At 52.6% G+C, this 25,952-nt stretch carries 27 protein-coding genes and 1 pseudogene; 8 read left to right on the top strand and 20 right to left on the bottom strand.

The window, feature by feature from the left end:
• Nucleotides 1–6 precede the first annotated feature (6 nt).
• A complete protein-coding gene (locus UNDYM_RS01495; RefSeq protein ID WP_162039450.1) occupies nt 7–810 on the top strand; it encodes a hypothetical protein in 804 nt (267 codons plus the stop codon).
• 51 nt (nt 811–861) lie between these two features.
• Here UNDYM_RS01495 and UNDYM_RS01490 read toward each other — a convergent pair.
• From UNDYM_RS01490 to UNDYM_RS01470, 5 genes and pseudogenes are all read right to left on the bottom strand, one after another.
• Nucleotides 862–1,514, bottom strand: a pseudogene (locus UNDYM_RS01490) (LysE family transporter).
• A gap of 85 nt (nt 1,515–1,599) precedes the next feature.
• On the bottom strand, nt 1,600–3,156 hold the full coding sequence (locus tag UNDYM_RS01485) for an HDOD domain-containing protein (RefSeq protein ID WP_162039449.1): 1,557 nt from the start codon (nt 3,154–3,156) through the stop codon (nt 1,600–1,602).
• A 69-nt stretch (nt 3,157–3,225) separates the two neighbouring features.
• Nucleotides 3,226–4,854: a tetratricopeptide repeat-containing response regulator gene (locus tag UNDYM_RS01480; protein WP_162039448.1), complete on the bottom strand. Its 1,629-nt coding sequence runs from the start codon at nt 4,852–4,854 to the stop codon at nt 3,226–3,228.
• Nucleotides 4,855–5,047: 193 nt separating this feature from the next.
• Nucleotides 5,048–5,245, bottom strand: a complete 198-nt coding sequence (locus UNDYM_RS01475) for a DUF2905 domain-containing protein (protein ID WP_110254951.1) — start codon at nt 5,243–5,245, stop codon at nt 5,048–5,050.
• Between the two features lie 62 nt (nt 5,246–5,307).
• The gene (locus UNDYM_RS01470) at nt 5,308–6,477 is read right to left on the bottom strand and encodes a class I SAM-dependent methyltransferase (protein ID WP_162039447.1); all 1,170 of its coding nucleotides are present in this window, start codon (nt 6,475–6,477) and stop codon (nt 5,308–5,310) included.
• Nucleotides 6,478–6,533: 56 nt separating this feature from the next.
• Here UNDYM_RS01470 and UNDYM_RS01465 point away from each other — a divergent pair, with 56 nt between their 5' ends.
• From UNDYM_RS01465 to ttcA, 3 genes are read left to right on the top strand one after another with little or no spacing between them, the layout of a single operon-like run.
• Nucleotides 6,534–7,328, top strand: coding sequence for an SDR family oxidoreductase (locus UNDYM_RS01465; RefSeq protein ID WP_162039446.1), 795 nt, complete (start codon nt 6,534–6,536; stop codon nt 7,326–7,328).
• A gap of 13 nt (nt 7,329–7,341) precedes the next feature.
• A complete protein-coding gene (locus UNDYM_RS01460) occupies nt 7,342–7,740 on the top strand; it encodes a dihydroneopterin aldolase (protein WP_162039445.1) in 399 nt (132 codons plus the stop codon).
• A gap of 32 nt (nt 7,741–7,772) precedes the next feature.
• Nucleotides 7,773–8,702: a tRNA 2-thiocytidine(32) synthetase TtcA gene (gene ttcA, locus UNDYM_RS01455; protein ID WP_162044401.1), complete on the top strand. Its 930-nt coding sequence runs from the start codon at nt 7,773–7,775 to the stop codon at nt 8,700–8,702.
• A 342-nt stretch (nt 8,703–9,044) separates the two neighbouring features.
• Here the strand turns inward: ttcA and UNDYM_RS01450 are convergent, their stop codons facing one another.
• The 7 genes from UNDYM_RS01450 to phnG are packed head-to-tail and all read right to left on the bottom strand — an operon-like array spanning nt 9,045 to nt 14,875.
• Entirely contained in the window at nt 9,045–10,187 is a 1,143-nt protein-coding gene (locus UNDYM_RS01450) for an alpha-D-ribose 1-methylphosphonate 5-triphosphate diphosphatase (RefSeq protein WP_232063665.1), read from the bottom strand.
• A complete protein-coding gene (gene phnL / locus UNDYM_RS01445; protein WP_162039443.1) occupies nt 10,187–10,906 on the bottom strand; it encodes a phosphonate C-P lyase system protein PhnL in 720 nt (239 codons plus the stop codon). Before phnL ends, UNDYM_RS01450 begins: the two co-directional genes overlap by 1 nt.
• A 7-nt stretch (nt 10,907–10,913) precedes the next feature.
• Complete coding sequence (gene phnK, locus UNDYM_RS01440; protein WP_162039442.1) at nt 10,914–11,708, bottom strand: phosphonate C-P lyase system protein PhnK; 795 nt, start codon at nt 11,706–11,708, stop codon at nt 10,914–10,916.
• A complete protein-coding gene (locus UNDYM_RS01435; RefSeq protein ID WP_162039441.1) occupies nt 11,705–12,598 on the bottom strand; it encodes an alpha-D-ribose 1-methylphosphonate 5-phosphate C-P-lyase PhnJ in 894 nt (297 codons plus the stop codon). Before UNDYM_RS01435 ends, phnK begins: the two co-directional genes overlap by 4 nt.
• Before the next feature lie 17 nt (nt 12,599–12,615).
• A complete protein-coding gene (locus UNDYM_RS01430) occupies nt 12,616–13,764 on the bottom strand; it encodes a carbon-phosphorus lyase complex subunit PhnI (protein ID WP_162039440.1) in 1,149 nt (382 codons plus the stop codon).
• Entirely contained in the window at nt 13,755–14,411 is a 657-nt protein-coding gene (phnH, locus tag UNDYM_RS01425) for a phosphonate C-P lyase system protein PhnH (protein ID WP_162039439.1), read from the bottom strand. Before phnH ends, UNDYM_RS01430 begins: the two co-directional genes overlap by 10 nt.
• A complete protein-coding gene (phnG, locus tag UNDYM_RS01420) occupies nt 14,408–14,875 on the bottom strand; it encodes a phosphonate C-P lyase system protein PhnG (RefSeq protein ID WP_162039438.1) in 468 nt (155 codons plus the stop codon). Before phnG ends, phnH begins: the two co-directional genes overlap by 4 nt.
• A 118-nt stretch (nt 14,876–14,993) precedes the next feature.
• Between phnG and UNDYM_RS01415 the strand changes: the two genes are divergently transcribed.
• Both UNDYM_RS01415 and phnN read left to right on the top strand, forming a co-directional pair.
• Nucleotides 14,994–16,202, top strand: coding sequence for an alpha-D-ribose 1-methylphosphonate 5-triphosphate diphosphatase (locus tag UNDYM_RS01415; protein WP_162039437.1), 1,209 nt, complete (start codon nt 14,994–14,996; stop codon nt 16,200–16,202).
• Entirely contained in the window at nt 16,202–17,467 is a 1,266-nt protein-coding gene (gene phnN, locus UNDYM_RS01410; RefSeq protein WP_162039436.1) for a phosphonate metabolism protein/1,5-bisphosphokinase (PRPP-forming) PhnN, read from the top strand. The genes UNDYM_RS01415 and phnN overlap by 1 nt, the downstream gene beginning before the upstream one ends.
• 61 nt (nt 17,468–17,528) lie before the next feature.
• Here the strand turns inward: phnN and UNDYM_RS01405 are convergent, their stop codons facing one another.
• From UNDYM_RS01405 to UNDYM_RS01375, 7 genes are all read right to left on the bottom strand, one after another.
• The gene (locus UNDYM_RS01405; protein ID WP_162039435.1) at nt 17,529–18,107 is read right to left on the bottom strand and encodes an HD domain-containing protein; all 579 of its coding nucleotides are present in this window, start codon (nt 18,105–18,107) and stop codon (nt 17,529–17,531) included.
• A 21-nt stretch (nt 18,108–18,128) separates the two neighbouring features.
• Nucleotides 18,129–18,938: a phosphonate ABC transporter, permease protein PhnE gene (gene phnE, locus UNDYM_RS01400; protein ID WP_162039434.1), complete on the bottom strand. Its 810-nt coding sequence runs from the start codon at nt 18,936–18,938 to the stop codon at nt 18,129–18,131.
• 4 nt (nt 18,939–18,942) lie between these two features.
• A complete protein-coding gene (gene phnD, locus UNDYM_RS01395) occupies nt 18,943–19,923 on the bottom strand; it encodes a phosphonate ABC transporter substrate-binding protein (protein WP_162039433.1) in 981 nt (326 codons plus the stop codon).
• Between the two features lie 27 nt (nt 19,924–19,950).
• Nucleotides 19,951–20,796 (bottom strand): phosphonate ABC transporter ATP-binding protein, encoded by an 846-nt coding sequence (phnC, locus tag UNDYM_RS01390; protein WP_162039432.1) that lies wholly within the window; start codon nt 20,794–20,796, stop codon nt 19,951–19,953.
• Between the two features lie 182 nt (nt 20,797–20,978).
• Nucleotides 20,979–21,395, bottom strand: a complete 417-nt coding sequence (locus UNDYM_RS01385) for a DoxX family protein (RefSeq protein ID WP_162039431.1) — start codon at nt 21,393–21,395, stop codon at nt 20,979–20,981.
• 177 nt (nt 21,396–21,572) lie between these two features.
• Nucleotides 21,573–22,475 (bottom strand): pirin family protein, encoded by a 903-nt coding sequence (locus UNDYM_RS01380; RefSeq protein ID WP_162039430.1) that lies wholly within the window; start codon nt 22,473–22,475, stop codon nt 21,573–21,575.
• A gap of 50 nt (nt 22,476–22,525) precedes the next feature.
• Nucleotides 22,526–23,128 carry an FMN-dependent NADH-azoreductase gene (locus tag UNDYM_RS01375; protein WP_162039429.1) on the bottom strand — a complete coding sequence of 201 codons (603 nt, stop codon included), beginning with the start codon at nt 23,126–23,128 and terminating at the stop codon, nt 22,526–22,528.
• Between the two features lie 120 nt (nt 23,129–23,248).
• Between UNDYM_RS01375 and UNDYM_RS01370 the strand changes: the two genes are divergently transcribed.
• A complete protein-coding gene (locus UNDYM_RS01370; RefSeq protein WP_162039428.1) occupies nt 23,249–24,211 on the top strand; it encodes a LysR family transcriptional regulator in 963 nt (320 codons plus the stop codon).
• 25 nt (nt 24,212–24,236) lie between these two features.
• Here UNDYM_RS01370 and UNDYM_RS01365 read toward each other — a convergent pair whose 3' ends face one another.
• Nucleotides 24,237–24,884 carry a DUF4272 domain-containing protein gene (locus UNDYM_RS01365; RefSeq protein ID WP_162039427.1) on the bottom strand — a complete coding sequence of 216 codons (648 nt, stop codon included), beginning with the start codon at nt 24,882–24,884 and terminating at the stop codon, nt 24,237–24,239.
• A 153-nt stretch (nt 24,885–25,037) separates the two neighbouring features.
• Here UNDYM_RS01365 and UNDYM_RS01360 point away from each other — a divergent pair, with 153 nt between their 5' ends.
• Nucleotides 25,038–25,607, top strand: a complete 570-nt coding sequence (locus UNDYM_RS01360) for a GNAT family N-acetyltransferase (protein ID WP_162039426.1) — start codon at nt 25,038–25,040, stop codon at nt 25,605–25,607.
• Nucleotides 25,608–25,952: the final 345 nt, after the last annotated feature.

Raw genomic sequence — 25,952 nt, 5'->3', positions numbered from 1 at the left:
GCCGCCATGTCAGAATTTAAACTTGCCGCCGGCAGCCACGTCAAATTTGGTTGTATCTCTACCCAGTTGTATCCCATCCTGCGCCAGGGCCTGGCAGCAGATATGCCGCGCCAGGGCTTCCAGGAAGAAGAAAGCCAGCCCGCACGCGGCATCATGGTCGGTGAATTGATGGCTTACTTTGCCGCCTGCGCAGCATTCTGCAAGGCCACCAGCAATCTGCATCATGAACACCAGCAAGTGATGGGTGAATTTGTCAACGCGCTGCAAAGCCAGCATGGCGAAAAACCACAAATGCCTGAGCTGGAAAACATTGCGACCGGTGCAGGCCTGCCAGTGATACTGGAAATAGAGCTGGGCGAAGACTGCCTGCTTGCCGCAGACACACACTTTGTCAGCGGGGATGAGACTGAAAAAAGCTGGAAGCTGTGGCGTAGCGGCGCACTCTTGCGTGAAGGCGGCATACCTGCCGCATGGATCAAGAAGTTTTATTTCCCGCGCCTGCTGGATTATCGTGATGTCGCCAGCTCACGCAGCCCACGCTCGCTGGAACAAACCACTGATACTGCCTTGATGGTGGGAGGTCTCATGCAATCCTGGCACAAGGACACGCCGTCGGATTTATTGCATGCGTTCCGCAAGCAATATGGCAGGATCAATTTCTCCCAGCACAGCAGTTTTGACGAGACAGCCCTGGAGCGTTTTTTCAACCTCAATCCCATGCTCGACCCTGCCACCCGTCTGTTGAATCAAATGACGATATGGCAAGATATTGATGCCCTGGCCAAGAAGCAGGAAATTCCTCTGGCTTGAAAACCGGAACAAGAAAATCCCGCCGTGAATTCAATCACCGGCGGGATTTTTTTAACTGGAAGGACTACGCTTGACAAAGAACAGGGCCGTACCTATCGCCATCAGTATCCCGCCAAAAAAGCGGTTCTGGCTCTTCAGCCATTTGGGGTCGCGGAAATAACGCTGCATCGTGGATGCGGCAAATGCATAGCCATGCATGACGACCAGGTCAATCGCGCACATGGTCACCCCAGTATCAACAACTGTGGCAGCAGGGGCGCATCGTGAGAAATAAATTGGGGCAGTACCGCCACCATGAAAATGATGCCCTTGGGATTGGTCGCATTCGTCAAGAAACCCGTCAAGAAGCGCCTGGACATGGCTGGCACCTGGGTAGTGCTGGCTTGATCAGCACCGGCTTCGTTCGCAGCAGGGACATCTATTTTGGCACGCCATTGGCTGATACCCAGATAAATCAGGTAGAGCGCACCTATAGTTTTGACAACGCTGAAAGCAAACTCTGAAGCCATGAGGATAGAACCAACGCCAGCACCGGCAATTGCCAGTATCAACAATAAACCTGCCTGTAAGCCCATGATGGTGCCACTGGCTTTTTTGACTCCATAATTCAGGCCATGCGACATCGACAAGACAGCGCCTGAGCCAGGAGATACTGCGATAACGCAGGCTGCAAAGAAGAAAGTAAGCCAGGTAGTGAAGTGCATGAGATTTGTCCCGCTGAGATGATGACAGGACATTGTAACCTGCAGGTTTCATCCTTGCAGTCCGTACAAGCACTTACTCTGGTGCTTAGCCACGCATCATGGCGGCCAGCAATTGACTCTTCAATGTTTTGATGAGCGCTGTTTCATCTGGCGGCACACCTTCATCCGCGTTCACGGCGCGGTCGGCATAAAACAAGCCCAGTGGTTTTTTCTGTATCACCAAAGGCAGGATGATGAAGCTGCGTGCATCTGGCAGCAATTGTTTGTGCCAATCAGGCAACAGGTTTTGTATCTTGGGTACCGATGCATCGGATATCATCAGATCGACATTATTGCTCATCGCCAAATGGAACAGGTTCTGGTCCGGCTTGCCGCTGAAGGCAAAACCTCTTTGCCTTTCCTGATAATTCTCACCTATCGCCAGTCGCGCCACATAACGCACAGTCTGCAGGTCACGCAGGCAGACTGCAGCAAAACGAAAACCCATGCTGCTATACAAGGTTTCCAGTACCAGCAGGATAAGGTCATTCAGTTTGAAGCTGTCAGACGCCAGCATTTGCGTCACATCCTGTACACCGGCCAGCAAGAGATCACGGGCCTGCTTGGGCTTGCCGCTGGGGTGACGCTCATCATTCTGGATTTCTCCAGCTTCGTAGTTCTTCAGCAAAAGCTCATTCGGCAGGCCATTGGTTGAATTCGCATCAGTTTCCCCAATGTGGATATCGCCCATGGCAATATCCATGCTCTTGGCGAGCTGGCGGGTTTCAGTTTCGACCTTGATGAGCATGTCATCGAGTATGGCCTGGTCAAAATCCAGCGCCTTGCCAAATTTCAGTAACAGCGGCCTGGCTTTCTCACTGAGATTGACACCACCCGAGCTCATGATGGTCGATGCCAGCGCATCACTGAAGCTGGCAACCTGGCGCAACCATTCAGCACGAGTATTCACTTTCTTCAATTCACCGCCGGGCAAAGGCACCAGGGATTGCACGATAGTGTCAGGTATCTTCCACTCTTGCAGGGCCATCTCGCCAAAGCGCTCATAGCTGCACCCCAGCAATGTGGAGGCAGCTTCCTGTGAGGTAGTCTGCCCGGTCTGCAACATGGCTTGTATGCGGCTATACAGGGTATGGTCGTAAGAAGCCACCAGGATCTTGCCTACATTCTTGAACAGTGCAGCGACAGCCGCCTCTTCACCATCCTGGAAGCGCCCACGAGCCGCCATCTCACGTCCGACTATGCTGGCGCACAAGGCCTGCACCAGTTCACGCCTGACGCTATTGGCATGGCTTTTATCCTTGAAGCAATCGACCAGCAGCATCGCCATGGCACTGGTCTTGATACTGTTAAAGCCCAACAGGAAGATTGCACGTGAAATAGTCGTGACGGGCGCACCCGAACTGGTGCGGTAATGGATGGTATTCGACAGCCTCAGTATTTTCTGTGTCAGTGCAACATCGGCCAGCACAAAATGTGCGAGCTTCGCGACCGGGTCTTCACTGGACGAAGTAATTTCAACTACCTTGGTGATCGATACACCCAAAGTCGGCAAACTACTTTCTTCATTGATTTGCCTGATCAGCCGGTCACGCGGCAATTCCGGGGCGTGCTGATCCAGATGTACAGAAGGTTGAATAGCCATGGTCTCCGCAACTATTTACTATCCCGACAATTTGAGCAATTTCAGCAATTTGTCGAGAGTGTTGATTTCTTATCGTGCAACGCGGGCAGCATTGATGCCATATTTTTTTTGCAATTCATCATACAGGCCGCGTATCGCTTTCAGGCGCGGGTTCATGGGATCAAGTCGGCGTGCCGACTCGATGAGGTTACGCGCCAGCTCGCCGGTGGCGTGATCCCAGCCCATGTTCTCCAGGCATTTCAGGGCAGCCAGTGCTGCATTCAAGACCACTTGCGGATTATCGGGTGACTTGCGTGCCGCCGCTGCCATCAGTTCTACCGAACCGCGGAAATCACCCTGTTTGGCTTTTTGCACGCCCATGGCCACCAGGTCCATGACTTCTTTCTGACTGCGCTGTGCCAATTCCTTGGCGAGATGTCCTTTACCTGCGCTTTCAAACACGCCCATGGCCTTGCTCATGACTTGCTGATTGCTGGCGTTTTTCATGACGTCAAGAATGACTTCAGAAGCATTGTCTTCCTGATTGTTTTCAAGACAGCTTTTGGCCAGGCCCAGCTTGGCATCTGTCGAAAGGCCTATATCTTCACGCGATGCCGCCACGGCATTGTCAAGCTCCTCGCTCAAGCGGGCATCCCCCGTCTTGGCATGCACCATGGCAGCAGAAATCGCCCGCACTGCTGCAGTTTTCTTCATGCCTACCATGTTCTTTTCAAGATCACGGATGACGGATTTGGCCTGTTCGGTGTCCCCCTTCTTGACCAGGGCATCGACTAGGTTCATATGATCTTCGGGATCACGGAACTCAGAAAACTTGGCCTTGCTGACCACTTTTTTAAGGACATTCTCAGCCGTTTCTATATCCCCGGTTTCCAGGGCGATCTTGCCCAGCTTGCGCAAACGCCTGACGGCATGGGGTGAAACGCTGACGGCCACATCCAGCACTTCCTTGGCCTCTGGCAGTTCACCCACCATTTCATGGGTCTTGGCCAGCCAGTCATAGGCGTCCATATATTTATTATTTTCAGCTACCAGATTTTTCAGGATATCTTCTGCCTCCTGGTATTTACCCTGCATGAACAGGGTCTTGGCCAGGCCCAGGCGCGCCCAGGCCACGGCCTTTAATTCAAATAAATATTTATATAATTCTTCGGCCTCAGCCGCCTCTCCCTGTATCACATGCAATTCAGCACGCAAGCGCATGAAATCTATCGCGTATTTGGGATAATCACGCTCACCATGGTGGCAGGCCATGATCGCTTCCGGAATGGAGCCCTGTTCCATCAAGCTATAGACGTCGACAAAGGCCTTGCGCTTTTCCAGGGCGCGGATAACACGCTCCAGCAGCATGTCTGCTGTAAACGGTTTGAGCAGGTAGTCAGAAGGCGCAAGTTCAGCAGCGCTGACAACCTTGGCATAGGAGCGCTCTGCCGTCACCATGATGAAGATGGTCGATAAAGGTGCCAGCTTGTGGTGACGCATGTCTTCCAGCAGTTGCTGGCCATCCTGGCCGACACCCAGGTCATATTCGCACAAGATCAGGTCAAACACCTTGGCCTGTATGGTACGCACAGCCGTACCGGCAGAAAGCCCGTGCTCTATCTTGGTAATACCGCACAGATTCAGCATATTGTGCAAACTGACCCGCATACCTGAATGCGGCTCGATGAGCAGTGCCCTGATGTCGCTGAGTTCGCTCATTTCAACCTTTAGCGTAATTTATTGTTGATCTCGCTACAGCGCGTACCGACCTGTCGTCCTTGATCGGCAAACCCCGTTAAGCCTGTATTGGCTTACATGATCATTTCATTATATTAAAGTGACGGCGCATTAATATGGAAACTTTACCCCTATGCGGCAACAATGTTGCAAGGCTTTAACATATTTAACGCATTTACTTGAATATCCGCGCCAACAAAAGAACAAACAGGGAAATCAGTATGGTAGAAGCGAAGGGAAAGGAAAAATTGCGGCCAAACAGTTTAAAACGTACATCGCCAGGCAAACGACCTATGCCCAGCTTTTCCAGCCAGGGCAAGAGGCTGGAAAAAACCACGACAGCGATAAAGATGGTGAGTACCCAGCGTAGCAAAGCCTGCTCCTGTTTAATTGCCAAATAGCAATTAGCTATAATTTATATTGATTCGACAGCCATCATAAGCGGTGACTGCGGTCCAGGCGCAATAAATTTTCTGGCAATTCCACGCCATGTCCCATGACCAGCACTTTGAACAACTCCCCCATCTCCGCTGGCGACACCAGTTTTTGCAGTGCATTGGCCTGTGGCAGGTAATCCATGACTTGTTCTGGTGAGGTGCGCGCCAACACATCGGCAATGCCTGCCGCTGTCAAAAAGCTGGCCTGGCTGGTGTAATTCAATAACTCCAGCCCAGCTGCCAAGCCTGACCTGGCCATGGCAGTAAAATCGACATGGGCAGTGATGTCCTGCAAACCTGGCAAATAAAAAGGATCAGGGTGGGCATGATGGCGGTAATGGCACATCAGGCTGCCTTGCTGCCGTTGCGGGTGATAATACTCTGCCGCCGGGAAGCCATAATCTATGAGTATCGCCGCTGCTGGCTTGCCGCTGGCGAGCAACATGGATGCCAGGCTATGCATGAAACCACTGGCGATCGCATGGACTTCTGTCAGATAGCCGACTGGCAATTCATCTGCACTAGGAATTTGCGCTATCTTGTCTGAACTACACGTCTGTGGCTGTTCACGGAAAATCAATCTTGGCGCACGGTCCTCATCGACCACCGCCACGCCTACTTCATGCCAGCCATCTGCCGTCTTGATAACCAGGTCAACAGGCATGGCATCCAGCACCTCATTCCCTATTACAATACCGGAAAAAGAGTCTGGCATTTTTTGCAACCATTGTACTTGTGGAAAGCCTTTCAGCAATTCTTCCTGACGTGCACGCAGTTCGCCGGACAATTCCACGATAAAATAGCGCTCTATCGCGATTCCAGACAATTGACATTCCGACAAAAAATCCAGGGCAAGCTTGCCCGTGCCTGCGCCGAACTCCATGACTTCGGCGACAGTTTGACTGAATAACTGACTTGCCAACCTGGCCAGGGTAGCCCCAAATAGCGGCGACATTTCCGGTGCGGTTGTAAAATCACCGTCTTTGCCTAATTTTGTGGCGCCACCGCTGTAATAGCCAAGGTCAGGCGCATACAGCGCCAGTTCCATGTAGCGCGAAAACGGTATCCAGCCCTGATGTTGGTGGATGTCGTCGATAATCAGTTGTTGCAAGGCAGATGAAGCGGCCAGCGCATCATCGCCAGGCACAGGTAGAGATAATTTATGCATAGCCGCATTGTATTGAAAACACAGTAATCCTTGTCAAGAATTTCCATGAGAGACGTATGAGCAGTAATAGCCACACAAACCGCACAGCACTGATTACAGGTGCCGCCAAACGCATAGGGCGGCATATCACCCTGCATATGGCGCGGCAGGGCTGGGATATTCTTGTCCATTATGGCAATTCAGCAGCAGAAGCACAGACCCTGGTGACAGAAATTCAGGCAATGGGCCGCCGTGCCCATGCCTTGCAGGCCGACCTGGCAGATGAAACAGCAACGCATGCCTTGCTGCCTGCAGCAATAGCCGCCATGGGCAAGATCGATTGCATCGTCAATAATGCCTCACTGTTTGCAGAAGATGATGTGCACAGTTTCAGCCACGCCAGCCTCGACAAACATATGCATGCCAACCTGGCTGCGCCCATCATACTGGCGCAAGCCCTGCATGCGGCAACCGCAGATGGCGAACAGACCTGCGTCATCAACCTGCTGGATCAAAAGCTGTACAACCTGAACCCCGACTTTTTGTCTTACACCCTGTCCAAGGCGGCACTGCAATGTGCGACAACGACGCTGGCGCAGGCACTAGCCCCTAAAGTGCGGGTAGTTGGCGTTGCACCCGGCATCACCATGGAATCTGGCCATCAGACTACGGCAGATTTCCAGCAGGCACACCAGGTCACGCCGCTGGGCAGGTCCAGCACGCCTGAAGATATTGCCCGCACCGTCTGTTTTCTGGCTGACAGCCCTGCCATGACCGGCACCACCATCCTCGTCGATGGCGGCCAGCACCTTATCCCCTTGCAGCGCGATGTCATGTTTCTGGCGACTGCAAACCAAGCTATTTCACCTTAATCCCGGGACCACCATGTTATCCATCCTGCATCACCCCCAGCTCTCAGACTGCCGCCGTCTGTTCTTGCGCAATTATGAAATCTCTATCAACATCGGCGTCCATGAGTTCGAGAAAAAGGGCGAGCAACGTGTGCTCTTCAATGTAGACCTGTATATTCCATTGGCCCTTTCTACTCCCAAGGATGACCAGCTGGAAGAAGTCGTCGATTATGATTTCATGCGCTGCACGATCGCCGAGCGCATTTCCAAAGGCCATGTCCACCTGCAGGAAACCCTGTGTGATGATGTCGCGACTATCATGCTGGCACATCCTAAAGTACGCGCCGTGCGCATCTCTACCATGAAGCCTGATGTCTATCCAGATTGCGAAGGCGTAGGCGTAGAAGTATTCAAGATCAAAACTGAAATCTGAACATTATCATGCATGCTCTTAATGAAACATTGATGGACACCCCGGCAGAAGTGAAAGCCACGGCCACCACTACCGCCAAGTCACAGGAAAAAATCACCTACGAAAACAATAAGCTGCACAAGCGCTTATGCCGTCTGGTTGGCCAGGCAATAGGTGATTTCAATATGATAGAAGAAGGCGACAAGGTCATGGTGTGCCTGTCTGGCGGCAAAGACAGTTATGCCCTGCTGGATATACTGATGACCTTGCGTGAACGTGCGCCCATCAATTTCGATATCGTCGCGGTTAACCTCGACCAGAAGCAACCGAACTTCCCTGACCATATCCTGCCAGCCTATCTGGAAAAACTGGGCATACCCTATCACATAGAAAACCAGGATACCTATAGCATAGTCAAACGCCTGATCCCGGAAGGCAAGACGACTTGCTCGCTGTGCTCACGCCTGCGCCGCGGTATTTTGTACCGCGTGGCCGATGAACTGGGTGCCACCAAGATCGCGCTTGGCCATCATCGTGACGATATCCTGGAAACTTTTTTCCTGAATATGTTCTTCGGTGGCAAACTCAAGGGCATGCCAGCCAAGCTGCAGTCTGACGATGGCAAGCACATCGTCATCCGCCCGCTGGCTTATGTCAAAGAGTCCGACACTGAGCGTTATGCCGAAGTCAAAAACTTCCCCATCATCCCCTGCGATTTATGCGGTTCACAAGAGAATCTGCAACGCAAACAAATCAAGGGTTTGATGCGTGAATGGGACAAGAAATTCCCTGGGCGTGTCGACAACATCTTTGCATCCCTGTCCACCGTCGCACCTTCACATTTGATGGACAAGAACTTGTTCAACTTCAGGGATTTGAAAATCGATGGCGAGGCAAATCCGAATGGCGATATCGCTTTTGATGATGAGCCTTGTGCGACACCTGCTGCGAGTGTGATTTCGCTACATCTGGATCAGGACTAAGTCAGAAACTCATTTCATATCTTGTAGGAGCGGCTTCAGCCGCGAATGATCGATACGGCAAAGTCTTCGCGGCTAAAGCCGCTCCTACAAAAACAAAGGCTACTTGCGGGTAGCCTTTGTTTTAGGTGAAGATTTTTTATTCTTAAGTAGGACTTACGCAAAGCCGTCCCAGCAAGGCTATCGCTTCAAAAAACCGCCCTTGCAAGGGCGGTCTGTTACGTCGGCGGACAACATGTTGTCCGAAACCCCGACTACACCGTAGCGACGAAGACAGTACTTTAGTACCGATTTTGCTAAATACGGGAGCTGCACCGCAGCTGGGGCGGTTTTTCGTAAGTCCTTTCAAGCAATCCTGTTACCGGCTTTCCATACTCCCATGACCACAGGAATACCGCTCACCACGCGCACACGCATGTAGTCAGCCCGCAATCCCACGGCAATCTCACCTCTGTCATGCAACCCTATCATGCGTGCTGGATTACGCGTCACAGTGGCCACAGCCTTGGGCAAGCCAAAGCCTTCGTTTTGCAGCAGGAAAGCCGCATGCAAGAGACTGGCTGGTACATAGTCTGAAGACAATACATCCAGCAAATCCAGGCGCGCCAGTTCTGCTGCCGATACATTGCCGGAATGCGAACCACCACGCACCATATTCGGTGCACCCATGATGATGCCCAGGCCTTGTTCACGGGCAGCCCTGGCAGCAGCAACGGTGGTAGGGAATTCAGATATCGTCACGCCATCATCAACACCTTCGGCCACATGTTCCACCGTTGTATCGTCATGGGTAGCCAGCGGTACAGGCACATCCAGTTCACGGCAACTGGCGACGATGGCGCGGCGGTTGGAGGCGGCATAAGCCACTTGCCTGAGCAGCAAACGCTCCAGCATGGAATCGACTTTCTCCTCACTCCAGCCGCGCTTGCCGGATACATAGACGCGGTAATGCGTCAGGTCTGTCCATTGCCTTTGGCCGGGCGTATGGTCCATCAGAGACACCAGCTTCAGACGTTCGTCATGCAGATAAGGGGCGAACATGTCCAGCAAGCCTTCTTCTGCCAGCTCCAGGCGCATGTGCAGGAAGTGATCTGCACGCAAGATGCCTGAGTCTCTGGCCATGCGCAAACCTTGGGTACATGAGTCGAGGCTGTCATTGCGCAGGCTGTCTGAATCAATATCGCCGACGGAAATCGCATCAAGCACTGTCGTGATGCCGGATGCAGCGATCTGGACATCATGCGCCAGTATCGCTGGCAGCGTGGGCCAGACTACCTTGGGACGTGGCATCAGGTGTTTTTCCAGATTGTCAGTATGCAGCTCTACCATGCCGGGCAAGAGATAATCACCCTGCCAGTCATCTGTACCTGTGACACTGGAAGCACGGGCGGCTTCAGTCAGGTCAGCTATCCTGCCCTGTTCTACCAGCATGGAGCCGTTGATGATTTCATCGGCCAAAACAATTTGTGCATTTTCTATTCTGTTCATCATGCTGCCACCAAAGAGACTGCTGCGGGGATGGAGAAAATTCTGGTTGCCAGCGCCTGGCGCACCACTTCATCATGGAAGATGCCAACGACAGCCGCACCGCGTTCACGTGCGGCATTGATCATGTCGATGACGGTGGCGCGATTGGCTTCATCCAGTGAGGCAGTGGGTTCATCAAGCAAAAGTATGGGGTAATCGCAAATCATGGTGCGGGCGATATTGACGCGCTGTTGTTCACCGCCAGAAAAAGTCGCAGGCGGGATTTGCCACAAACGTTTGGGTATGCGCAGGCGTGACAATAATTCTTCTGCCTGTTCATAAGCAGCCTGCTTTTCCACGCCGCGCATGAGCAAGGGTTCTGCTACCAAGTCCAGTGTACTGATACGTGGTATCACACGCAGGAACTGGGTCACGAAACCCAGGGTGCTATGCCTGACTGCCAGCACCTGTTGCGCAGGTGCCGATTGCACATCGACCCAGCCACCTTCATCTGCATCACCCTTGTGCCAGATATTTACGCTGCCACTGCTGGCACGGTAATTGGCATACAGGCAGCGCAGCAGGGTACTCTTGCCTGCTCCCGATGGCGCGTGGATGACAACGCATTCGCCGGCATCTACCTGCATATCTATTTTTGACAGGATGGACATTTCCTGTCCGCCTTGCAGATGCAGGGTAAAGTCCTTGGACAAGCCTTCAACAACGATACGTTTCAACATGTGTTCCTCAAGCCTGCAAGACAGATGACACCAGCAACTGGGTATAGGGATGCTGCGGGTCATCGAGTACCTGATCAGTCAAACCCTCTTCGACTACCTGCCCCTGGCGCATGACCATGAGACGGTGGGCCAGCAAACGCGCCACTGCCAGGTCATGCGTGACGATGACGGCGGCTACCTGCAATTGCGATACCAGTTGACGCAATAAATCCAGCAGACGGGCCTGGACAGAAACGTCCAGGCTGGCCGTAGGCTCATCCATAAAAATCAGGCGTGGTTTGGTCACCAGGTTACGGGCGATTTGCAAGCGCTGTTGCATGCCGCCCGAGAAATCACGCGGCAAATCATCTATGCGGGCAGCATCAATTTCCACCCTGTGCAACCAGTCCTGCGCCTCGGCGCGTATCTGGCCATAATGGCGGGCACCGACAGCCATCAGGCGTTCACCGACATTGGCACCGGCAGAGACTTCTACCCGCAGGCCATCCCTGGCACTTTGGTGGACAAAACCCCAGTCTGTACGTGCCAGCAAGCGACGGCGTGCCTCGCTGATGGTGAACAACTCGACCATGCCTTCATCGCGGGTATTGAACAAGACTTCACCCTGCTCTGGCTGTAACTGGCCGGCTAGGCAATTCAGCAGGGTAGATTTGCCAGAGCCAGATTCACCGACTATACCCAGCACTTCACCCGGATACAGGCTCAGGTTAACTTGTTCGCAAGCCGTCTTGCCACCATAAAATTTACTGACATTGCGTGCCTGTAGCAAAGGCAAAGTATTGTTGACACTGTTATTGCTCATACCTGCTCTTCCCTGCGCGTGCGACAATAATCAGTATCGCTGCAAACAAACATGCGTGAACCCTGATCATCGACGATGACTTCGTCGAGAAAGCTGTCATTCGCATCGCACATGGCACAGCGGTGATCCCAGTGTTCTATCTCAAATGGATAATCTTCAAAATCCAGGCTCTTCACAGGCGTATAAGGCGGCACGGCATAGATGCGTTTTTCGCGACCGGCACCAAATAATTGCAGTGCAGGATTCTTGTCCATCTTGGGGTTATCAAACTTGGGTATCGGTGAAGGGCGCATCAGGTAGCGCTCATTGACGATGACAGGATAATCATAAGCCGTTTCTATCTTGCCCAGCCTGGCGATATCTTCATACAGCTTGACACTCATGAGGCCATAGTCAGCCATCGCATGGTATTTGCGGGTCTCAGTCTCACTGGGTTCCAGCCAGCGCAAGGGTTCAGGGATAGGCACCTGATACACCATGATCTGGCCTTCAGCCAAAGGTGTTTCCGGAATGCGGTGACGGGTCTGTATGACAGTTGCCGCCGTGGTTTTTTCGGTAGTGGCAACACCCGTGGTGCGACGGAAGAAGCGGCGTATATTGACTGCATTAGTAGTATCGTCAGAGCCCTGATCGATGACTTTGAGAACATCATCCTGACCTATGATGGCGGCAGTGACTTGTATGCCACCCGTGCCCCAGCCATAAGGCAAAGGCATTTCACGCCCGCCGAACGGTACCTGGTAACCTGGTATGGCAACTGCTTTCAAGATGGCACGCCTGATCATGCGCTTGGTTTGCTCATCGAGATAGGCAAAGTTATAACCGGCTTCAGGTTCAGTCCTGGCAGGTGCAGCTTGCTCTGGGGTCTCTTGATATTCCTGAGTTTCCATAGTGTCCATCTCCATCATCATGCAGCCTTCTTGCCGGATTTTTCAGAGGCTTGCTCATCTGCTGCTTCAGGCTTGTCAGCTTCAGCAGCCTTGGCATCAATGGTGGCACGTATGCCACGCAAGAGACTGAGTTCAGCCTGGAAATCCACATAATGCGGCAGCTTCAGATGTTGCAAGAAACCGGATGCTTCTACATTGTCGGCATGATAGAGCACGAATTCTTCCATCTGTGCCGGTGCAGTGATTTCTTCTTTCAGCTCGCTCGCGCGCAAGGCACGATCCACGACACCCATGGCCATGGTCTTGCGTTCGCAATGACCAAAGCCCAGGCCATAGCCACGTGTGAACTTAGGCGCTTCGTTTTGTGAACCAACAAACTGATTCACCATCTGGCATTCAGTGATATCGATCTCGCCTATGTCTATGGCAAAGCCCAGTTCTTCAGGCACGACTTGCACGCTGACCTTGCCATAACGTATCTCACCTGCGAAAGGATGGTTGCGGGCATAACCACGTTGGGTGGAATAGGCCAATGCCAGCAGGAAGCCTTCATCACCGCGTGCCAGGCTTTGCAGGCGCAAGGCGCGGCTGGCGGGGAATTGCAGAGGCTCGCGTGTCAGGTCAAAAGGTTCGGGGTCGCCCTCAGGTATCAGTTCAGGCTCGATCAAGCCTTCTGCATTCAAGAAATCGAGTACGCGCGGGCAAGCTTCTGCTGTTATGTTTTCCTGCGCTACAGGTTCAGTACCGCCACTCATGGCTTCTGCTGCCAGTGAAAAATCTAGCAGGCGCTGAGTATAGTCATAAGTCGCCCCCAATACCTGGCCACCCGGCACATCCTTGAAGGTTGCCGAAATGCGTCTCTGTATCAGCATATTGGCAGTATCTACGGGCACAGTCGCCATCAGGCGCGGCAAGGTGGTGCGGTAGGCGCGCAGCAGGAAAATGGCTTCTATCAAATCGCCACTGGCTTGCTTGATGGCGAGTGCAGCCAGGTCTTTGTCATACAGCGAAGCTTCACCCATGACGCGGGCCACGGCCAGCGACATTTGTTCGCGTATCTGGGTGATGCTGAGTTCTGGTACGGCAGTATCGCCACGTCGCATTTTCGCCAGCGCTTCATACGACTGAGCAATGGCTTTTTCACCACCTTTGACGGCTACGTACATGGCAACTCCTCAGACTGCACTGCCGCTATCTTGATGGTACGCGGCAAACCGAGTACCGCATCACCGCTGCAAAAAATCACATCCACACCTTGCGGAAAGGCTGCGTGATTGGCTTGCCATTTGCTGACAAAGTCTGCAGGCAAACCACTGATACGTATGCTGCGTTTATCCTTGATGCCAGGGCCTGTCAGTTGGTATTCAGTACCATTGGAAAAATCATCAACTTGTATCAGCAAGGTCGCGGACTTGTCAGGATAAGTCATGCTGCCCTGGGCAAAGCCCTGCAAATCCAGTTGCTGTAATGAGCTACCCAGTACTGCAAAATTTGCTGAAGATTTTTCATGTACCAGCGGCAGACCGCAATGGAAACGCAGATAAGTGCGCACCGCATCATTATCGAGTTCATCTGCCAGCCAGGCAGTGGTTTCATAATCCATCAACGCCAGGCAGGCAGCAGCTGTCGCCATATGCAGAGGAGCAGGCGCTTGCAGGTTCACCTTGAGACGCTGGATAGTGCCAGGTTCGGACAAGGCTTTCAACAAACTGCGAAAAACTGTTTGCGCATCGTGCACCGTGTCTTCCCATGCGGGCAACAGTTGCTGCATGGATGACGCAGTTTTCTCACTGGTGTCCGGTGAATATGTCATGCATCTTCTCCTCTGACCATGGTCATGAATTCCACCCTGGTTGCTTGCGCTTCAGCCTGTAATTGTTCACGCTTCTGCTGCAACAATAACTCCAGTGGCTTGATGATATTTTTTTCGACCGCAGGCCTGTGCTCACCTTGCATCAACGCATCAAAGATCGCTGCCCATTCTGCATGGCGCTGATCGCGACCAGCAACATAGGCCACGCCAGTTTCGCCCGTCGCCAGGCGCAAGGCACAGCGCGTGACGGACATTTCACCGAGATTGAACTGGCTGCCACTGCCACCGGTTCTGGCACGCACCATCGCCAGGCCAGTCTCGGGTTTTCTTAACCATAAATAAGAGGGCAGTTCGCCGAACTGGCGCACACTGGCAGCAAGTTCTGGTGCAGGCGCTTTCGCCAGTATGGACATCCAGCGGGCACGCTCTTGCTGGGCAGAGTTGGGGATTTGGTCAGCATTCATAGCCCCACATTACAGCAGGCTTAGATGAAGTCTTGATGACATCTAATCTGAGATTTCCTTGTCAATTTCCAGTCACATTTCGGGTTTATGATTTGTCATCGCGAGCAAGGGGATCAGCATGGAAACGCATATCGCAATACAGGGTGGCAAATATCTGCATCAAGACCAGAACGGTCACGCTTATTGGTCTGAAGACAGCATCTATTTGCACGGTTTACACATTGCAAGTACAGACAGCAATCACTTCCAGCACCATAACAAACAGCAATTTTTTGATGCCACAGGTTTGCTAATATTACCCGGCCTGGTTGATATTCACGGTGATGCTTTTGAACGTCAGTTACAACCGCGCCCAGCCACCAGCTTTGCCTACGACATCGCCTTTGCCGATACGGACAGACAATTGATCAGCAATGGCATTACTACCGCCTGTCATGGTCTGACCTTCTCCTGGGAAGGCGGCTTGCGTGGGCGTGAAGCAGCACTGGCCACATTAGAACAGGTGGCGGCTCAAAAATCCCGCGTGCATGCCGATCATCTGATACATCTGCGTTTTGAAAACCACCATCTCGATGGCTTGCATGATGCACTGAACTGGATAGAATCTGGCCTGATTGCCTTCTTTGCCTTCAATGAACACCTGCCTTCCATCCTGAAGAAAAGTGCATCGCCAGAAAAGCTGGTGACTTACGCCGAACGTGCGCGTTGTGATGTTGCCGGTTTTCTGGAACGTCTGCACAAGGCACAATCACGCTCCCCAAAAGTAGCACAGGCAATTAGCCAACTGGCTGCAGCTTGCCGCCAGCGCGGTATCGCCATGGCATCGCATGATGATGAAACCCGCATGGACAGGGAACGCTTCCAGGAACTGGGTGTTGATGTCAGTGAATTCCCCAAGACGGAAGAAGCCTTGCAGGCAGCTAAGGCATTAGGCAACCATGTCGTCATGGGTGCACCGAATGTCTTGCTCGGTGGCAGCCACTGTGGCGGTTTGTCAGCCAGCGATGCGGTGCGCCGTGGTCTGTGTGACACGCTGGCATCTGATTATTATTACCCCGCCTTATTGCATGCGCCTTTCCGCCTGGAGCAGGAAGATGCTTGCAGCCTGGCACAGGCCTGGCAGTTGGTATCACTGAACCCTGCCCGCGTACTGGGCTTGCATGACAGAGGCAATATCGCTGCTGGCCAGCGCGCCGACATTCTCTTGATAGAGAAGCAGGTTGATGGCAGCCCGCGCCTGATTGCCACTATCGCTGCAGGCAAGCTGGTATTTTGCGCCGAGCCGCAACGCCTGCAATATCAGCACACCTTGGAACTGGCCGCCTGATGCGCTATGCACTCTACTTTTCCCCGGCACCGGACAGCCCATGGTGGCAGGCCGGTGCCAGCTGGCTGGGGCGCGACCCCATGCATGCAGGGAAAATACCGCAAACCCATATTGCTGGCATGCCAGATATCCTGCTCAGCCAGCTCACCAGTGAAGCCAGGCGTTATGGTTTTCATGCAACGCTGAAAGCGCCGTTCAATTTGCTCGAAGGTTTCCAGGAAGCCGACCTGATACAGATGGCCAGCGCCTTTGCCCAGGTGCAGCCTGTCATCAGCATCAGGGAAATGCAGATACGCATGATGGGCAATTTCCTGGCCATTCGCCCGCAGGGTGATGAAGCCGAGATCAATGCTCTGGCCATGCGCTGTGTCAGTTATTTTGACTTGTTACGCCGCGCCCCTGATGCGGCTTATCTGGCGAAGCGCCGTCATGCCGGTCTCAGTGCAAGGCAAGAAGCGCTATTGCAGCAATGGGGTTACCCATACACTGAAGAAGAATATCGCTTCCACCTGACACTCAGCGATGATTTGCTGGACGTGGATGCCGATGCGCAGTATGCCTTGCGCAAGGCAGCGGAACAGCAATTCTCGCGCCTGCTGGACAATACACCGCTCGATATAGATGCACTGACGATATTCCGTGAAGAACGGCCCGGTGCGCCTTTGAACTTCTGGATGCGTTTCCCTTTCCAGGCCAGGGTACAACAAAAATCCCTGCCTGCTACTGGCCGCCTGTATTTTGTCGTCGGTCCTTCAGGTGCTGGCAAGGATACCCTGCTGCACTGGGTCAAAGACAACCTGCCCACCAATGCGGCACTAGAATTTGCGCAGCGGACAATCACCCGTCCTGCCCATGATAGCGAAGCACATGAAGTATTGAACCAGGAAGCTTACTGGCAAGCCGCTGCCGCCGGCCATTTTTGCATGCAGTGGCAAGCCAATGGCTTATGCTATGGCATACGCAGGAATATCGAGGCCAAGCTCAAATGCGGCCAGGATGTCATCATTAATGGTTCGCGTGAATATCTGCCACAACTGCGTCAGTTATTCCCGGATGTGCGCATCATCTGGATCATGGCTGACCCCGAGCAAATCAGGCAGCGTATGGAAAAACGCCAGCGTGAGTCTGGCGCTGCTTTGTTGAACCGTCTTGACCGGGGTTTGAAATTTACCGTTCCTGATGATCAGGATATTATCTGCATAGACAATAGCGGGCCTATACATGTGGCGGGTCAAAAGTTGTTAAAGATATTTGCTAAAGAGTAGAATTGGTACTGCATCGTGTGCAGCCATCTGTGTTGCACATTCTATGCCGGACATTACTGCTTTACACAGTTTCAGCCTGGGCAAATTCCAGACTCAGTTTTTCCATCATCACGACAAAGACTTGCAAGTCCACAGTCTTGGCTCCAACCACTTTTGCCGTGTCATCCCACTGACGCAATCTGACTGCATCTTCAGCGTAATCCTGATCTATGAATTCAGTCGCTTGCGTCACTGAAAATGGGCCACCCTGCCAGATCAGGCTGCGTTGTGATGCATGGGACAAGCCTGACCAGTACAGGGGATCTGCCGCACACAGGTAGCGCTTGGCATCGACATGCATGCGTATCGGTTCGGTCACATCCCTGTCAAACAATTCCGCCAGCAACAAGGCTGCCAGTTCACCATGCGGGAAAGTCTCATCGGTTTCATCGTCAGCCATATGCGCCAGGTCATGCAAGAGCGCAGCAATAACCAGGGCATCGCTTGCGCCTTCTTCCATGGCCAGGCTGGCGCATTGCAGGGCATGCTCCAGTTGGGTAATGGCTTCACCACCATACAAACCACCGGCGCGGTTTTGCAACCAGTCTATGACTTGCGGGAGGGTGATGCCCTGGACGATCTGGCGATTTTGTGTTTGCATATCAGCTATATCCGCTATATATCAGATGAAGACTTTTCTGAGACGGGAAGAAATCACATCTATCATGCTGACTGTCAGCACGATCATCAATAAAACTGCGCAAGTCTGCGCATACTGGAAGGCGCGTATGACTTCCCACAGGATCACGCCTATGCCACCGGCACCGACCATGCCGACAACAGTGGCGGAGCGCACATTCGATTCAAAGCGGTACAGGGCAAATGACACCCACAGTGGCATGACTTGCGGCAAGACACCATAGACTATTTCTTCCAGTGCATGGGCACCGGTGGCACGTATGCCTTCTACCGGTTGTGGGTCTATCGCTTCAACGGCCTCAGAAAACAGTTTGGACAAGATGCCGGTCGTATGCACGAACAAGGCCAGTACACCAGCAAAAGGGCCAAGACCAACTGCCACTACAAACAACATGGCAAATACCATTTCATTGATGGCACGTGCAGCATCCATCAAGCGACGCACAGGCTGGCTGACCCAGGCGGGTGCGATATTCGACGAGCTCAGCAAACCCAGGGGAATGGAGCAGACCACCGCCAGGGCAGTACCCCAGGCAGCAATCTGTAAAGTCACCAACAGCTCTTGCAGGTAGATACGCCATTCATGAAAATCTGGCGGAAAAAAACTCGCAGCGTAGGTCAGCATATTGCCACTGTCGCGCAGTAATTCCAGCGGGCGCATGTCAGCGCCCTTCCACGACATGGCAAGTATCGCCAGGACTATGCCCCAGACCAGTAATTTTCCGGTATCACGCTTGGGTGCTTCCGGCAAATTCATGACGACTTGCGGGCGGGCTGTTGGTGTGCTGTTCATGCTATCAAGACTTGGCGATGTCGTTCAGTTTGCGGTTGATGTCATCGAGCTTGGCTTTCTTTTCTTCTGCATTCAGGACGACGTCTGCTTCTATCTTGACTTTTTCCTTGAACAATTCAAGCTGGCGTACAGGCTTCAATTGTGCATTGCTGGAATCCTGGAAACCACCTAAAGTCAGCTTGGCCAATTGTGCTTTTTCACGTGCTGCATCAGGGCCAGTCTTGCCGTAGTTGATAAAGAAGTCCTTGATCTTGTTTTTCATATCGGCTGGCAAATCCTTGCGCCATACCAGGGGATCAGCAGCGATCAAAGGAGATTTCCAGACCTGGCGCAATTGACTGGCTGTTTCTGGCTGGCGTGCCTTGATGCGGTCCAGCGTATCAGAACTATGCACGGCGGCATCTACCTGCTTGTTGGCAACAGCCAGGATATTGGTTTCATGATTGGCACCACGCACAGTCTTGAATGCTGTTTTCGGGTTAACATTGTTTTGTGCAAACACATAATAGCTGGGCACCAGGAAGCCAGAAGTGGAGTTAGGGTCACCGATGCCAAAATTCATATTCTTGGCATTTTTCAAGACATCTTCTACAGTCTGGTAAGAGCTGTCTTTATGTACGCTGATCATGCTGTAGTAGCCGAGAGTGCCATCGGCATTGATCATCTGTGCAAACACTTCAGAGTTGGCACGGTCAACAGCTTCGATAGCCGATTTATTACCCAGCCAGGCGAACTGCACTTTATTGAAACGCATGCCTTCAATGACGCCTGCATAGTCAGAAGCAAAGAAAGCCGTGACCTTGATGCCTAGCTTTTTGCTCATGTCATCCAGCACAGGCTGCCAGTCCTGTTTCAGGTTTTGTGAAGATTCGGTAGAGATGAGGCCAAAGTTCAAAGTCTTGACCGCATCTTCTGCCATGACGGCAGTAGCAGTTGCGGCCATCACCAGGCCCAGGGTCAGACTGCGCACGAATTGACGAAACATGGAAATACTCCTGAAGAGAAAAGAAACTCAGGCGGCAGCCGCGAGAGTGGGTAAAGAGAGTGCATCGGTAACAGGTGCAGTACTTGCCATGTTGACTGATACAGGATTGAGCAATTCTTCTGCCTCTGCACCATACAGGTCGCGCAACATGGCTACTGTCAGTTCGCTGGAAGGGCCGTCATAGACGACACGGCCACGCGAAAGCGCAACAGTGCGCGGGCAGAAACGAAAAGCCACATCGACCTGATGCAGGGATACCACTACCGTCGTACCATCCTGGCGATTCAGGTCCGCCAGGGTCTGCATGACACGGCGTGCGGATTCAGGATCCAGCGAGGCTATCGGCTCATCAGCCAGAATGACCTTGGCTTGCTGCACGATAGTGCGGGCAATCGCTGCACGCTGTTGCTGTCCACCGGACAGGGCTGAAGCACGCTTGTAAGCATGTTCCGCAATACCCACGCGTGCCAGCGCGGCCAGGCCCAGGGCTTTTTCTTCTTTGGTAAAAATGCGGAAACAACTACGCCACAGCGGGATGCGGGCGATGCCACCAGTGAGAACATTGGTCAGCACAGGCAAACGCCCGACCAGATTGAATTGCTGGAAGACAAAACCGATTTGCGAACGCAGATGGCGTATCTGTTTGCCGACTACACCATTCGCCTGCAAGACCTGCTCGCCGAGACGGATATCATTCTTGTCGGCATTGGCCGTGATCAGGCCAGAGATATGGCGCAATAAAGTTGACTTGCCAGAACCGGATGCACCGATGAGCGCAACCATTTCACCAGGCGCAAAAGTCAAGGCAATATTGTCCAGCGCCTGATAGCCACCTTTAAAGGTTTTGGAAATCCCGTTGATTTCTATCTTCATCGCATTTACCCCGCCTGGACAATTGAGCTAATCCACGGGAGTATTGGACAAGAATATGTCAGGCGTATGAAGGCAAGATTACAAGACGATGAAACGACGACATTTCCACGCAAAAAAACAGCGGATTTGCCTTCAGACAAATCCGCTGTTTCAACTATTGAAACTCAGCAAGAAATCCCTGTTCAAGCTTTACGTCCATCCAGACTCCAGCCACCGCTGCCATGTATCAGGACATACAGCAGGCCACCCGCCATGGAGATATTTTTCATGAAATGTATCATCTGATTCTGTGCTGCATCTGCCGGTACACCCCAGAAATTATGGAAGATGAAAGCCGCTGCCAGCGTAAACAAGATCATTGCCGCTGCAGCCCAGCGTGCACGCCAGCCTATGATGAGCATGAGGCCACCACCCAGTTCCACCACGATGGCGGCAATTGCACCTAAGGCGGGCAAAGGCAGGCCCTTGCTGGCTATATAACCTATAGTTTGCTCAAAGCCGGATATCTTGCTGGCACCGGATGCCACGAAGATCAGGGCGATCAAGACGCGGGCGATGAAGGAACCGAAGACGGGGCCTAGAGTTTCTGCTTGTTTCATTTTGTTTTCCTTACATGTAGATTTTGATTTCATTCGTAGTTGCCCCTCCTTCCCCTTCAAGGGGAAGGTCGGGATGGGGATGGGGTTCTAACGCAATTTGAATAAAGGTTAATCAACCGAAACCCATCCCCACCCCCACCCTCCCCTTGAAGGGGAGGGAGTTCCGTAATTTTCCCTTCAACCACCACTCACCAACTTACCCTCACGAAAATCACTGATCGCCTTGAATATCTCCGCCTGGCTATTCATCACAAACGGCCCATACTGCACGATGGTTTCCCCCAAGGGCTGACCGGCAATCAACAACAAGCGGCTATCAACTTTGGCATCAATCACCACCCCATCTGCATCCGGCGATTTTTTCAATATCGCCATGCGTTGCACAGGCACTTCACGCTCACCTATCTGTACTTCACCTTCATAGACGTACACAAAGGCATTGAAACTGGCAGGCAGGCTGTGGCTGAAACTGCTACCGGCGGGCATGTGTACATCCAGGTACAGCGGCAGGGTCACTTCACGCTGCACGGCACCTGCGACGCCATGGCTGCCACCGGCGATGATGCGCACTTTGACACCTGCTGCTGTCAGCAATTCAGGGATGGTGTCGCTCTGGATATCACGGTACCAGGGGGCGATCATCTTGTCTTTTGCTGGCAGGTTCAACCATAGCTGGAAGCCTGCCATGCGGCCTTCTTCCTGTTCCGGCATTTCTGAATGAATTACGCCACGACCGGCGGTCATCCATTGCACACCGCCGTTTTGCAGCAAGCCTTCATTACCGGCACTGTCGCGGTGGCGCATGCGTCCCGCCAGCATATAGGTGATGGTTTCAAAACCACGGTGCGGATGGCTGGGGAAACCGGCGATGTAGTCACCTGCCTCATCACTGCCGAAAGCATCCAGCATGAGGAAGGGGTCCAGCCGGTATTGCAGTGGCTGCGTCAATACCCGTGTCAGCTTGACACCGGCACCATCTGAAGTAGGCTGCCCGGCGACCAGTTGTTCTACCGTGCGCGATTTGCTCACGCTTTCAGCCTGTTGAACTGTGTTGCTTGCGACTACATCTGTCGTTTCCATGATCCATCGTCCTCGTAGTTAGCCCGTTAATGTTGTCGATTAGTTGTCGATTATGCAGGCAGTAAATCATTAATTTGCTGGTGTGCTGCAGCCAGGGATGCTTTTTCTGCATCCGGGCCCATGGCCAGACCTTCTGCATAGACAAACTCTACATCGGTCATGCCCAGGAAGCCAAAGAAGGTTTTCAGGTAAGGCATTTGCGTGTCGTTTGGCGTATTGCGATACAGACCACCACGTGTCAGTACTACATATACTTTCTTGCCCGTCAACAAACCTTCAGGACCATTGGCGGTATAGCGGAAAGTCACCTGGGCGCGGGAAATCGCATCTATCCAGTTTTTCAATTGGGCCGAGATACCAAAGTTATACATCGGTGCGCCGAGTACTACTACGTCTGCTGCCTGGATTTCTGCAATCAGGGCATCATCCAGAGCAACGCGAGCTTGCTGTTCTGCTGTCCGCTGGTCTGCCGGAGTGAACAGGGCTTGCAATGCTGTTTCATCAAGTATGGGGTGAGGATTACTACCCAGATCACGTACATTCACGGTGGCACCAGAAGATGTTTCCAATAAAGCCTCAACCAGGCTATTTGCCAGTTGAGTGGAATGAGAAGCTTGGGCACGGGCGCTGGAGTTGATTTGCAGGATGTTCATTTTGTGTACCTTTCAGATTAAGTTTGATGGACGTACTTTAATCGTTCCAAAAACAATCCGGAAGACGTTAAAATGGATATCATTGTTCCAAAAATAGGAAAATAGTATGGAGGCACGATAATGACCCTCGAAGCCAATGACCTTTTGCTATTTGCCCGCGTGGTTGAAGAAGGCAGCTTCAGCAAGGCGGCAGAGAAGCTGGGCGTACCCAAGTCGACCTTGTCACGCCGCATATCTGCCCTTGAAGCCCAGCTCGGTGAACGTCTGATCTTGCGCACTACGCGTAAGCTGACGGTGACTGACCTGGGGCAAAGTGTCTTGCAGCATGCACAACATGTGCAGGAAGAAGTAGATGCAACGCTGGCCCTGACCCAGCACAGGCAGGCAGAGCCGAATGGCAGACTGAAAGTATCGATGCCTGGTGATTTTGCCAATCATCAGATGGGTGAATTGTTATCTGACTTCATCAGCAAATACCCTTCCGTCAACCTGGAGCTGGATTTGTCGCCGCGCAGGGTGGATTTGATAGGTGAGAATTTTGATGTGGCCATACGCGCTGGCGACTTACCGGACGATGCCTCACTCGCGGCCCGTGGGCTGGTGCGCTTCAGCATAGGCCTGTATGCCTCACCTGCTTATTTGAAATTGTATGGTGCACCAGCAGAACCGGAGGCCCTGATGGAACATGATTGCCTGCGCCTGACGGCACGTAATGGCGAACCTTCGATCTGGCGCATGGAAAAAGATGGCGCGGTCTGGGAAGGCATACCGCCTGGCCGAGCCAGTGCCAACTCGCCAGAGCTGCTCACGCGCCTCGCGGTGCGCGGTAAAGGCATCATCATGCTGGCGGATCATTTCGCTGGTCAGCACATACACAAGGGTGAGCTGGTACCCTTGCTGGAAGACTGGAAACTGCCTGAAATCACTGTCTGGGCGGTATTTCCTGGGCGCCGCCTGATGCCTGCCCGCACACGGGTTTTTCTCGACGCTCTGCAGGCTGAATTTTCAGGACCGCGCTGCCAGAAGATGCTTGAAGAAGTCAATGATTGCAAGACTGGACGTATAAGTATCAAGTCTTATTGAGCATGCTTATTGACCAGGACCTAGGTCAAGTTTCAGTACTAACCTTGTCCCAGTCATTTTCTTCTTCATACTGGCACAGCCAGTTGGCAGCCTGATGCCATTCGCGCACCGCATCTGCATTCAAATTACCCGGTGCATCGCGCCCGGTAATATGTGCATGACGAACAGCCCAGTGCAGGCGATACAATAAATCCGACCAGTCCAGCACTTGCCCCTTGCGACGCGGTTTCAAGGCTGCCTGCAAACGCTCGGGAGCTTCCATTGCATGCGGAAATAATTTCAGGATTTGTTTGAAGTTCGCTGCTTGCGTAGGTACAGTCAGTTTGTCGGTCAAACCCGCTGCCCATGCCAGGAAATACAGAGCTTCCTGCCTTTGCAGAAATTGCGAACGCAATTCTTCAGTGATGTCATCCGCAAACAAAAATGTCAACTCCTGCGCTGACAAAGCGGTCTTCAGACCATGCGCGTCCAGATACGAGCGGTAGTGTGCAACATCACCACCAGCAGCTACTGCAGTCACCGCCCACAAGGCCAGCATGCGCTGCATCAGTTCTTCAGGTGTGCGCAGTTCCACTTCTTCATCAGACTCAATCACATGCAATTGCACATTGATGCGGATACCACGTTTATGCAATTCCAGTTCGGAAGCTTCTTTGCGTTGCTCTGGGCTCATTATTTCTTCAATATTGTTAATCAATTCACTCGCTGATAACGAGCAGACGGATTATCCCAGATTTTGCTCTGTTAAGGAGTGACAGAACAGCGCAACTCCATGCCTGTACAGGCATTAGAATGTCTGATTGTTACCTGTTATTGCAAAGCTTATATGCCTGAAACCAAAGCCTTCCCCGTACTGGAGACCACCAGCTATCAACTGCGCCGCATCGTCGCCACTGATATGCCCGCCATTTTTCGTGGTTTATCCGACCCGCGTGTCACCGAATATTATGGCATCAGCTACGACACCCTGGCATCAAGCCAGGAACAGATGGACTGGTATGAACAGGTATGGCTGGACGGCTCAGGCCTGTGGTGGGGCATTTGCAGCAAAGAGGACCCTGAACAATTGATAGGCACTTGCGGCCTGCATGAATGGGAACAGGAACACCATTGCGCCGAAACCGGCTTCTGGCTTTCGCCCGACCATTGGGGCAAGGCTGTTATACCGGAGTGCATGAACGTCATCATCACCCATTGCTTTGAACACCTCGGCCTGCACCGCTTGCAAGCCATGGTAGAGCCAGAGAATATCGCCAGTTGGCGCTTGATAGAAAAACTGGGTTTCCGGCTCGAAGGTGTATTACGTGAGTGTGAATACAAGCATGGACGCTATGTTGATCTCAAATGCTATTCCTTGCTGGACAGGGAGTTTGTTTCGAAACAGGATAGCCGCTGATTTGCAACAACGACAGGCCAGGCTTTGTATGGGGAGTACGCAGATGGCCTGCCGGGTTGCAAAAGCTAAGGGATAAAATTACGTAGGGCGGTGGTGTTGCTTTTGGGTTTGACGTTGCTGTTGCTTTTGGGTTTGACGTTGCTGTTGCTGTTGCTTTTGACTTTCCGCAGTTCCCATGTGTAGACGCCGTTTGTGTAGTACAGAAAATGGATCAAGAAGGACCGCTGTTTGAGCCGCAGGCGAGTTTCGGGCCTTCCCATTTTTTGTACTGCACAAACGGGAACCCCCTTTAGGGGGCGGCTACGCCTGGGTCGCCTTTCTTTGATTCCTTTCTTTGGCGAAGCA

This window comes from Undibacterium sp. YM2 (genome assembly GCF_009937975.1).
Lineage (GTDB): Bacteria > Pseudomonadota > Gammaproteobacteria > Burkholderiales > Burkholderiaceae_D > Undibacterium.
This window is presented reverse-complemented; position numbering and strand designations above follow the sequence as displayed.